Genomic DNA, 10388 nt, shown 5'->3' on the forward strand with positions numbered 1-10388 from the left:
AGCAGGAGTCGCCGCTGCTCCTGCGGCCCGCCGCGGACCGGCAGCACGCGCACGCCGGGCAGCGCGGCGGGCGCCAGGACGGCCGGGATGGTCGTGAAACCGCAACCGGCGGCGACCAAGTGGAGTTTGGCGAGCCAATCGCGGGCGGTGTGCACGATCTCGGGTCGCTCGTCCAGGCCGGGCCAGACGCCCATCAACCGGTCTTCGCTGGTGTTCGGTCCGGCGATCCACTGCCGGCCGTGCAGATCGGCGACGTCGACGTAGTCCCCGCGCGCGAGCGGATGCGCGGCGGGCACCGCGACGCACAGGCTGCGCTCGGTGAGGGTTCGCAGGACCAGCGCCGGTGACTCGTTGTCCGGCGCGCGGAACGGCGGCGCGGAGGCGATCAGGGCCAGGTCGAGACTGCCCGCGCGCAGCGCGCGAACCAGCGCGGGCGTACTGCCTTCTCGGCTCACGACGTTGATGCCGGGGTGGGTCCGGCGCAGTGCCGCGATGGCCGTCGGCAGGAGCACGGCGCCCGCGCTCGGGAACCAGCCGACGCGCACCGTCGCGGCCTGCGCGGACAGTCCCGACAGTTCGCGCGCCGTCGCATCGATCTGATCGAGCACCGTCGTGGCCCTGCGCAAGACGAGATGTCCTGCGGCCGTAATCTTCACGCCTTCACGATGCCGTTCGAGCAGTTCGGTGCCCGCCGCCCGCTCGATCGAGGCGATCTGACGGGAGACCGCGGACTGGGTGTAGCCGAGCGCACCCGCCGCGGCGGTGAAGGTGCCCTGCTCGGCGACGGCGCGGAAGACGCGTAGCGCGGTCAGCGAGACATCGGTGAAGTCCATGACGTTTACGCATACCAGATGTGCTCGAATCTCGTTGGACTCATGGCTCGGACGTTCTTAACGTGAAGTCATGAACAACGCACGCATTGCCCTGGTGACCGGGGCGAATCAAGGTCTTGGCCGAGCGCTCGCCGAGGGGCTGGCCGCTCGGTTGGACCCCGCGGATCTGGTGCTGCTCACCGGCCGCGACCCGCGGCGGGTGGCGGACGCCGCGGGTGAGGTCGCGGCCGCGCCCGGCACGCGCAGCCGGGTGGAGGGCCGGGTGCTCGACGTCGCGCACGCCGAGAACATCGCCGCCCTCGCCGCAGAGTTGCGGGAAAGCCATGGGGGAGTGGACATTCTGATCTCCAACGCGACCACCAGGCTGCTGCCCGAGCATTCCCAGTCCGCGATGGCCGACGAGTACATCGATGTCGCCAATACCGCGACCCACACCATCCTGCGCACCTTCGGCCCGCTGCTGCGCGAGGGCGGGCGGCTGCTCGTGGTGGCCAGTTCGCTGGGCACCCTCGGCCACCTGCCTGAACGACTGCACCCGCTGTTCGACAACGCGACTCTCGATCAGGTGGAGTACGCGGTCGAATCCTGGCGCGCCGCAATCCATGCCAAGACGGCCGAGGAGGCGGGCTGGCCGCGCTGGCTGAACATTCCGTCGAAGGTCGCGCAGGTGGCCGCCGTGCGCGCGGTCGCCGCCGAGCGCCGCGAGCGGGATCTCGCCACCGGCACCCTGATCGCCTCGGTCTGCCCCGGCATGGTCGACACCGCTACCTCGCGCCCGTGGTTCAGCGACTACCGCCAGGCTCAAACCCCTGCCGAAGCCGCTCGCGCCGTGCTGGATCTGGCGCTCACGCCGGGCGTCGATCCCGAGCAGTACGGCGAACTGATCCGCTTCGGCGAGGTGGTGCCGTGGCATTCCGGCACACCGCTGGCCGAGCAGGATCTGCTGCTCACTCCGTAGAAGGCGGGTTCAGCGCTGCTCTGCAGCGTTGACGGCCGCGTTGAGATGCGGCGAGTTCGCTTTTCGGGCGATGGCCAGTGCTTGGCGGCGATGCTCGTCGGCGGCTTCCGGTCTGCCGAGGGCCGCTGCCAGCTGGGCTAGGTAGTGTGCGACGGGCTCCAGGGTGACCAGGCCGCTGCACGCGCCGGCGAGTTCCATTGCGGCATGGCTCAATTGGGAGTGGCAGCGGCGCATCACCGGTTCGTCGCCGAGGGCGAGGGCGGCGCGGGCGACGAGGCAGGTGCGGAGTTCGAGCAGGAGGTCTCGCGGGGAGTCGGGCACGGCCTTCAGCGCCGTGGCTGCCTCGTCGTGAAGCCCGTTGTCCAAGAGCAAGATCGGGCGAACCCAAGGCTCGTACGGTCCCCAAGCCGCCGTCGGGTCGTCGGTGGGCAGGCCGTGTCGCAACCGGAGGCAGAGCAGGGCCAGGGGGAGTAGGCCCTGCTCGACTCCGGGCATCCCGCTGCCGGTGAGCTTCTTCGCCGCTGCGCGGTAGGCGGTTTCGGCGTCGCGCGGGCTTCCGGTGAGTGAGGTGCGCAAGGCGGTGTACCAGTGGGTGAAGACGCCGACCATCGGTAGTTCGTAGTCCGTGGCCAGCTGGTCCGCCGCCCTCGCATGGTCGTCCGCCGTCGTGAAATCGGCTGTCGCGCAGGCTGCTTGCATGGCGATGAGTTCGCCGAGGACCTCGAACGTGACCAATCGGTGCTGTCGGCTCAGCACGATGAGTTCGTCGCCGATGCGGCCACGGTCCGCGCTCAGCCCGGCACGTTGGAAGGTGTGCATGAAGCGGCCGTTGAGGGCGAAGGCGAGCAGGGCGGGATCGTCGAGCGTCCTGGCGATCGTCTCGGCGTCCCGGGCCGCTCGGCGGCCGCGGTCGTCGTCGGCGCCGCGTAGCTCCAGGGCGATCGTCGTGTCCAATTTGGCCCGCAGTGCGCGGTTTTCGGCGGGCAGGCGGGCGAGGGTGTGTTCGGCGGCGGTGACGACGCGGCTCGACAACTCGGGGTCGTCGTTGGCGGTCCATACCGCCGGGATATCGAAGGCGGAGATCACGCGCGCGGCCTGCACCGGATCGACCCCATGCTCGACCTGCGTGCTGGCCTGTCCACGGTACCGGCGGGCCTCGGCCAGGTGACCGGTGACCGCCAACGCCCTGGCGAGCCCGACGGTCGCGTCGAGGCGGGCGGACAGGTCGGGTTCGGGCAGGCGATCGAGGGCGTCGAGGGTCGCGCGCCACTGCCGCACCGCCTCGGTGAGGGCGAAGCCTCGTTCGGCCGCCACCGCCGCGGCCGCGGCGTACCTCGCGGCACGCGCCGCCGTGGCCCGGCTGTGCGCCCGGACGAAATGATGCGCCAGGACGGAAACGTCTGTCGCGCCGAGGCTTTCCAGCAGAGCACCGATCTCGGCATGCCACTGCGCGCGGCGCGGGCCGCTGATGTCGCGGTAGACGGTGTCGCGCACCAGGGCGTGGGTGAATTGGAGCGCTCCGCTGGCCTGTTCGGTGAACAACCCTGCCGCCAGGGCGATTTCGATGCTGTCGAGTGCGTTGCCCTCGTCGCCGGTGAGATCGGCGAGTAGCTCGCGATCGACCTCCTCGCCGAACACCGCGGCCTGTTGGACGAGGGTCCGCGCCGACTGGGGCAACGTCGCCATGCGGTGACGAATGACCTCCCGGACGCCCGCCGGGATGGCGTCGAGCGCGTCCGGCCCTTCGTCCCGGAGCAGGCGGGCCAGCTCACGAACGAAGAACGGATTTCCATTGCTGCGCCGATGGATTCGAGACGCGTCGCGCTCGGCCGCGTCCGGCCCGGCGATCTCCCCCACGAGCGCGGCGGTATCGGCCTCGGACAGACCGCTCAGATACACGCGCACCGGTTCATAGGGCGCGACCTTGCCGAGCGCGGCGGTGAGTTCAGCGCTGATCTCCGTGCTGCGATACGTGGCCAGAATCAACACCGGGCCCGCCGTGCCCCCGGTGACGAGAGCCGTCAACAGGTCGAGAGTTTCGGTCCCCGCATTGTGGATGTCATCGAAGACCAGCAGAACCGGCGCTTGCCGCGCCAACGCTTCCACGTATTCCACTGCGGCCCGGTGGAACAGGAATCGGGCCTCGGCTGGATCCGAAGCCGCCTCCTCGTTGTCCGTGTGGGCCGGGCTGTACGTTCCCGCTGGCACATGCGTCGAGTCAGCAGTCCCGGTATCGCTTGTCGCGCGGGTTGAATCGTGTGTGCCGGCTGGGATGTGCGCCGGGTCGGCCGCCGCTGTATCGCTTGTAGCGTTGCCGGGACCGCCTGTGCCTGTTCGAGGGTAGGCCGGCTCAGCTGTCGTCGTGTGGTTCCTAGTGCGGGCTGGCCTGGGTGCGTCGAGTGCGGGCGCGACCGCGGTCAGTGCCGAGAGGATCCGGGTCCACGCCCAGCCGGGCGGGGCGCCGAGTTCCGCCGGGCTCTCGCCTCGCGCCGTTATCCAGCCGGATGCGGCCAGCGCGGACGAAATCTGCTCAGCCAGTGCGGTTTTGCCCGCTCCGGCTTCCCCTGCCACGAGCGCCGACCGCACCCGACTGTGCCGGGCGGCATCACCGGCCGCGTGCTGTATCGCCGCGAATTCCCATCGACGTCCGACGAAATCCCCTGTCTGCGGGGGTGTTCGAGTATCGGCCTGTAGGTGTGGCGCGTGGCTCAGGATATCCGCCTCCACGCGCTGAAGTTCGGGACCGGGGTCGGCCCCCAGTTCGGTGCGCAGCAGTTGACGGATTCGGCGCAGCGCCGCCAGCGCATCGCTCTGCCTGCCGGATCGGTACAGCGCGACGGCGAGCAACCGCCACGCGTGCTCGCGCAGCGGGTGCTCGGTGAGCAGCGTATTCAGCGCGGGCACCGCCTCGGCCGGCCGCGCGAGACCGATGAGCGCGGCGGCGCGGTGTTCGACGCACAGCGCGCGCAGTCCGTCGAGCCGATCGACTTCCGCACGCGCCCAACCGTATTCGGCGAACTCCGCGTAGGGCGAGCCTTGCCACAGCGCGAGTGCCGCATCGAGGGTTTCCAAGGCGCGGTCGAAGTGCTCGGCGGCGAGCAGTTCGGCGGCGCGGGCGACGGCGGCCTCGAACCGGTCCGCGTCCACCGCTTCCGGCTCGGTGCGCAGTGCGTACCCGGGCGCGACGGACACCAGCACCTCGGCCGGGGCGCGCGGCGCGCGGTCGGGCTCCAGCGCCCGCCGCAGATCGGCGACGAACGTTTGAATCGCGCCGACCGCGCCCTGCGGCGGCCGCTCCCACAGGTCATCGATCAGCTGGTCCACCGACACCACGCGGCCACGCGCGACGAGCAGTCGCGCCAGCACCGCGCGGTGCCGCGGGCCCTTCAAGGCCAGCGGCTGCCCGTCGCGCTCGGCGCGAACGGGTCCGAGCACGCCGAAGCTCAGCCGCGCCACGCCGCCACCCGGCCGGTCGACACGGCACTCAGTCGCTGCTGACCGATTGCTGACCGCGTGTGCGAAGACTGTCCGACGTCACCCACGAACACCGGAAAGGCACCTCATGACACCGAAGATTACCGGATTCGACTACCAGCGGATCGCCGTCGCCGACCAGGTCGAACTCAATGTCGCCGTCGGCGGCGCGGGCAGCCCGATCGTGCTGCTGCACGGCTTCCCGCAGACCCACCTCATGTGGCGCCACGTCGCCGCCGACCTGGCCGCCGACCACACCGTCATCTGCCCCGACCTGCGTGGTTACGGCGACAGCGACAAGCCCGCCGACACCGGCGACACCTACTCGAAGCGCACCATGGCCGCCGATATCGTGGCCGTCGCCCGCGCCCTCGGCCACGACCGTTTCGCCCTGGCGGGCCACGACCGCGGCGCGCTGGTCGCCATCCGCGCGGGCTTGGACCACCCCGACGCCGTCACCCACCTGGCCTCCCTCGACGTCCTGCCCACCCTCGACATGTGGGAGGTCATGCACGGCGTCACGGCCGCCGTCGGCTTCCACCTGTACCTGATGGCTCAGCCGCCCGGCCTGCCCGAACAGATGATCGCCGCCTCCGCCGACGCCTTCTTCGGCCACTTCCTCGACATCTGGACCCGCGACCCCGCCGCCATCCCGCCCGAGTATCGCGCCGCCTACCTGCGGGCCAGTGCCGACGCCGTGCCGAGCATCGTCGCCGACTACCGCGCCTCGGCGGGTATCGACCTGACCCACGACCGCGCCGACCGCGACGCGGGCAACCGCCTCCGCATGCCGGTCACCGTGCTGCAACAGGATTGGGGCGCGGCACTCGGCTTCGACGCCGAATCCCTCTGGCGCGCTTGGGCTCCGGATCTCCACCACGCAACCGTCGGCTACGGGCACTTCATGGCCGAGGAGTCCCCGGCCGCCGTCACCGAAGCCCTGCGCGCCCTGCTCAATCGCTAGCCGTCCAGGTGACCGGAAGCTCATGGACGCCATAGATATTCATGTCCGTCCTCAGCTGCACCTCCTCGGCCGGCACGGCGAGCCGGAGCGTCGGGAACCGGCGCAGCAGTCCGGCGAAACCGGCGCGCATCTCGATGCGGGCCAGTTGCTGGCCGAGGCACTGGTGGATGCCGTGGCCGAAGGACAGGTGGCCGCGCGCCTTGCGGTGCAGGTCGAGGGTGTCGGGGTCGGCGAAACGGTGCGGGTCGCGGTTGGCGGCCAGCAGCGAGACGACGACGGTCGACCCCTCGGGGATGGTCTCCCCGCCGAGCTCGATGTCCTCGGTGGCGTAGCGATAGAAGATGTCGGCGACCGAGAGGTAGCGCATGAGTTCCTCGACGGCGTCGGGGACCAACTCGGGGTCGGCATGCAGTTCGGCGAGCTGTTCCGGGTGCTCGAGCAGGGCGAAGGTGCCGAGCGCCAGCATGTTCGCGGTGGTCTCGTGGCCGGCGAGCAGCAGCAGGAAGGCGATGCCGGTCAGCTCCTCGATGGACAGATCGTCGTCGCGGGCCAGATCCGACAGCAGATCCGCACCGGGCGAGGTGCGCTTGTGCGTGACGAGTTCGGCGAGGTAGGCGTTCATCGAGCCGAACGCCGCCATCTTCTCCTCGAGCGTCTGGTCCTTCACCAGGAACTGGGCGGAGTTGGCCTGGAAGTTCGCCCGATCCTCGTAGGGAACGCCGAGCAGTTCGCAGATCACCAGCGAGGGCACCGGCAGCGCGAACGCCTGCACCAGGTCCACGGGCTGGGGCAGCCGCGCCATCTCGTCCAGCTGCCGCTCGGTGAGCTCGATGATGTGGTCCTCGAGCTGCTTCATGCGTTTGACCGTGAAGGCGCCGATGAGCTTGCGCCGCAACCGAGTATGGTCCGGCGGGTCCATGGCGACGAACAGGCCGGGCAGCGGCGGCGAGGGCTCGGTGGGGGCGGGCATGCCCGGGGTCTCGTACGGCACGTGGACGACGCCGATGTCCTGGCGCGAGCTGAACCGGGTGTCGGCCATGAGCTGACGGACCGCGTCGTAACCGGTGACGAGCCAGCCCTCGTGGCCGTCGGGGAAGATCATCGGGCTGACCGGGCGCGCCTCGCGCAGGGCGGTGATCTCGCGGGGCGGATCGAAGGGACCGGCGTTGCGCTGCATGGGCAGGCCGTGCGGGACGGGAATCGTTTGCGTCATCAGGGGTTCCTACAGTCGAGTACGAAAGATGTTGGTAGGCGTGCTAATCGGAGACGGTGATCGCGCCGGACGGGCACACGAGGGCGGCTTCGCGAACGGCCGGGTCCTCGGTGAACGCGGAGTCCGGCGGTAGGACCCGGCCGTCCTCGGCGTCCTGATCGAATACGTCAGGGGCGGTCAGCACGCACATCCCGGCGCCGATGCAACGCTCGCGATCCACCCTGATTTCCATGGTGATACCTCCTGAATTATGTTGCGTCCGCGTGCTGTTCGCGTCGCTGGAACTGTGAACTCGAAATGCTCACGCGAAACCTGTTGCCTGGTAGACCGATAACGAACCGGCCAGTGCACCGGCCTGGTCGTCGAGACCAGGCCGGTCTTGCGTTCACTCGCTCCGCACGCCGCAGAAGACCACGTCGACGAGCCGCTGCATCGCCTGCTGGAACGGCACGGCGAGCGACATCGTGACGTCGTCCACCGAATTCAGCGTGGCGGTCAGGGTTTTGGCGCCGTCGGGCGTGCTGTACATCAGCGCCCCGTGACCCGCCATGCCGCCGTTGTGCGTGATGAGGGTTCCGCCGTCGCCGGTGTCCAGCACGAACACCCCCAGTCCGTAGTCCATGTTCGGGATGCCCGTCGGGTGGGTCTTGTACATCTCGGCCAGCAGCGGGGCAGGCAGCAGCTGCCCGGTCACCAGCGCGGAGATGAAGGTGTGCAGGTCGCGCGTGGTGGAGATCATGTCGCCGCCGCTGGAGATCCAGGAGGGATTCTGGCTCGTGACGTCGACCGTCTTCTCCTGCCCGTCTTCTTCGTATCGGTAGTAGGCGTGCGCGTGCGGCTCGGGCACCTCCGTCGAGGTGGTCGGCGCCGAGGTGCCGGTCAGCCCGAGCGGTTCGAAGATCAACCGCCGCATCTCCTCCTCGACGGGTCGCCCGCTGACGTTCTCGATGATGAGCCGGACCAGCACATAGTTGGTGTTGGAGTAGCTCCAGCCCGTGCCCGGCTCGAACCGCGCGGGCTTGGACAGGGCCAGCCGCACCAGATCCTGCGGCGAGTAGGTCTTGAACCGGTTGTCCACCCACTCCTTGCCCACGTTGGACGAGGCGATCCCCGGCACCATCGTGCCGTCGGGGTAGTACTCGCCGGTGAAGTTGAACACTCCGCTGGTGTGCTGCAACAGCATTCGCACCGTGATCCGCTCGTCCAGGTCGAACTCGGGCAGGTACTCCGCCGCCGGGGTGTCCAGGTCGATCTTGCCCTCGGCCACCAGCTGCAGCGCCACCGTCGCGGTGAAAGTCTTGGTGTTGCTGCCGATTCGGACGTGCCCGTCGATCGGCGGCTTCGCGGTGCCGCCGAGCTCGCTCAGTCCGGCGCTGCCGGCCCACTCGCCGTGCTCGTCGTGCACACGCATCGTTATGCCGGTGAATCCGGTATCGACGATGTCCTGGATCAGCTGCTGAAGCTCGGGACGTTCGGCCGCGGCGGGGGACTGGGTGTTCATGATTCCTCTTCTCTGGATGTCGTGTTCGGGGAAGTAATTGACTAAGCGGCGCTGGCTTGACGAATGACGATGTTGCCGAACGCATTTCGTGCGTAGACCTGTACGGTCTCGTCGCTCGTCCGGTCGAGCGGCCGCACCTGGTTGTGCACGGCGCCCTGCGCGCTGTTGGCCTCCAGCCGTGCCGCGCTACCGGGGTGGATGCCGACTTCCAGTTCGCCGTAGGAGGTTTCGAGGCGCAGCACACCGCGCACCGCCTCGCCGATGCGGATATCGCCCTTGGCGGTCTTCGCGGTCACCGAGCCCTGCGGACGCTCGACGATGATGTCGCCCGCGGCCATCTCCAGGTCGCTCTCGCCGAGCTCGCCTGCGCCGAACAGCCGGCCGACCCCGCCCGTGGCGGTCAGCCGGGAGCCGGTAGGCACCTCGATGGTCACCGCGATCGACGGGTTGCCGCCGAACGGGGTGTAGGTCCGCCACTGCTTCGGCGTCCGCACGGTCAGCGTGCCCGCGGTGAAGTCGACCTGCGTCTGTTCGGCGACGCGCACGTCACCCTTCTTGGCCGCGTCGGCAGGCAGCACCCGCACCACGGTGTCGGTGCGGTCCGAGGCGATGACCGTGACGTCGCCGGAGAGGACGTCGACGGTGACGGCGATCGGTTCGGGGGTCTGGAATGTGGTCATGGCGGCTGCTCCTTCGGTGTGTGTAAGCCCGGAAGCCGTGCGCCCCGTGCCGTTGATGTGACTACTGTCGCCAGCCCGGCTGATACCGACCTGACGCCGGACTGACACGCGCGCTGACACGGCGTTTTGCCTGTTCACAGCCCGTGTGCGGAGATCGTCGGGAGGCACTGGACCGCCAGGCTCGAGCACCCCGCCGACCGCCATGGCAGATTGGTCCGGTGCAGATCGGGATGTGTGGGCCGCTCGAGATCCGGGCGGACGACGGCGAATTGATCGAGTTGCCGGGAGCCCGGTTGCGGGCGTTGCTGATCGCCCTCGCGCTCGAGCCCGGCCGCGCGGTGCCGAAATCGACCCTGGTGGACTGGATCTGGGGCGAGCAGCCGCCCGCCGACGCGGCCAACGCCCTGCAGGCGCTGGTCTCCCGGCTGCGCAAGGTGCTGCCGGACGGATCGCTCGACGTGCAGGCCGGCGGATACCGGCTGGCCGTGGCGCCGAACGCGGTCGACGCGGTGCGCTTCGAGAAATTGGTGGATCAGGCCCGTGGCGGCGACGACGCGCGCCAGGCCGAGCTGCTCGGCGAGGCCCTCGACCTGTGGCGCGGCACGTTCATGCAGGGCGTCGAGGTGCGCGACAGCGCGGCCGTCGACGCCGTGATCACCCGGTTCGAGGGCTGCGGCTGGCCGCGCTGGAGGATCGGTACGACGCGGAGATCCGTCTCGGCCGCGGCGCCGAGCAGGTGAATGAGCTGACCGAGTTGGTGGCCCG

The 10388-nt window shown here is 69.7% G+C and carries 9 protein-coding genes; 3 read left to right on the plus strand and 6 right to left on the minus strand.

What is annotated here, in order from left to right:
* Nucleotides 1-833, minus strand: an 833-nt coding sequence (locus tag ON39_RS35945; RefSeq protein ID WP_040740832.1) for a LysR family transcriptional regulator, incomplete at its 3' end; no start/stop codon positions are given.
* A 70-nt stretch (nt 834-903) separates the two neighbouring features.
* On the opposite strand from ON39_RS35945, the gene ON39_RS35950 reads away from it, so the two are divergent.
* A complete protein-coding gene (locus tag ON39_RS35950) occupies nt 904-1791 on the plus strand; it encodes an SDR family NAD(P)-dependent oxidoreductase (protein ID WP_040740833.1) in 888 nt (295 codons plus the stop codon).
* Nucleotides 1792-1800: 9 nt separating this feature from the next.
* Here ON39_RS35950 and ON39_RS35955 read toward each other — a convergent pair whose 3' ends face one another.
* The gene (locus tag ON39_RS35955; RefSeq protein ID WP_211336300.1) at nt 1801-5247 is read right to left on the minus strand and encodes an ATP-binding protein; all 3447 of its coding nucleotides are present in this window, start codon (nt 5245-5247) and stop codon (nt 1801-1803) included.
* 106 nt (nt 5248-5353) lie between these two features.
* On the opposite strand from ON39_RS35955, the gene ON39_RS35960 reads away from it, so the two are divergent.
* Nucleotides 5354-6229, plus strand: a complete 876-nt coding sequence (locus tag ON39_RS35960) for an alpha/beta fold hydrolase (protein WP_040740835.1) — start codon at nt 5354-5356, stop codon at nt 6227-6229.
* Here ON39_RS35960 and ON39_RS35965 read toward each other — a convergent pair.
* From ON39_RS35965 to ON39_RS35980, 4 genes are all read right to left on the minus strand, one after another.
* Nucleotides 6219-7442 (minus strand): cytochrome P450, encoded by a 1224-nt coding sequence (locus ON39_RS35965; protein ID WP_040740837.1) that lies wholly within the window; start codon nt 7440-7442, stop codon nt 6219-6221. The genes ON39_RS35960 and ON39_RS35965 overlap by 11 nt on opposite strands.
* A gap of 43 nt (nt 7443-7485) precedes the next feature.
* On the minus strand, nt 7486-7674 hold the full coding sequence (locus ON39_RS35970; protein ID WP_040740838.1) for a ferredoxin: 189 nt from the start codon (nt 7672-7674) through the stop codon (nt 7486-7488).
* A gap of 153 nt (nt 7675-7827) precedes the next feature.
* Nucleotides 7828-8943 carry a serine hydrolase domain-containing protein gene (locus ON39_RS35975; protein ID WP_040740840.1) on the minus strand — a complete coding sequence of 372 codons (1116 nt, stop codon included), beginning with the start codon at nt 8941-8943 and terminating at the stop codon, nt 7828-7830.
* 41 nt (nt 8944-8984) lie between these two features.
* Entirely contained in the window at nt 8985-9623 is a 639-nt protein-coding gene (locus ON39_RS35980; protein WP_040740844.1) for a DUF4097 family beta strand repeat-containing protein, read from the minus strand.
* Nucleotides 9624-9841: 218 nt separating this feature from the next.
* Here ON39_RS35980 and ON39_RS35985 point away from each other — a divergent pair, with 218 nt between their 5' ends.
* A complete protein-coding gene (locus ON39_RS35985) occupies nt 9842-10363 on the plus strand; it encodes an AfsR/SARP family transcriptional regulator (RefSeq protein WP_040740846.1) in 522 nt (173 codons plus the stop codon).
* Nucleotides 10364-10388 lie beyond the last annotated feature (25 nt).

The sequence above is a fragment of the Nocardia tenerifensis NBRC 101015 genome (genome assembly GCF_000308715.1).
Classification (GTDB): domain Bacteria; phylum Actinomycetota; class Actinomycetes; order Mycobacteriales; family Mycobacteriaceae; genus Nocardia; species Nocardia tenerifensis.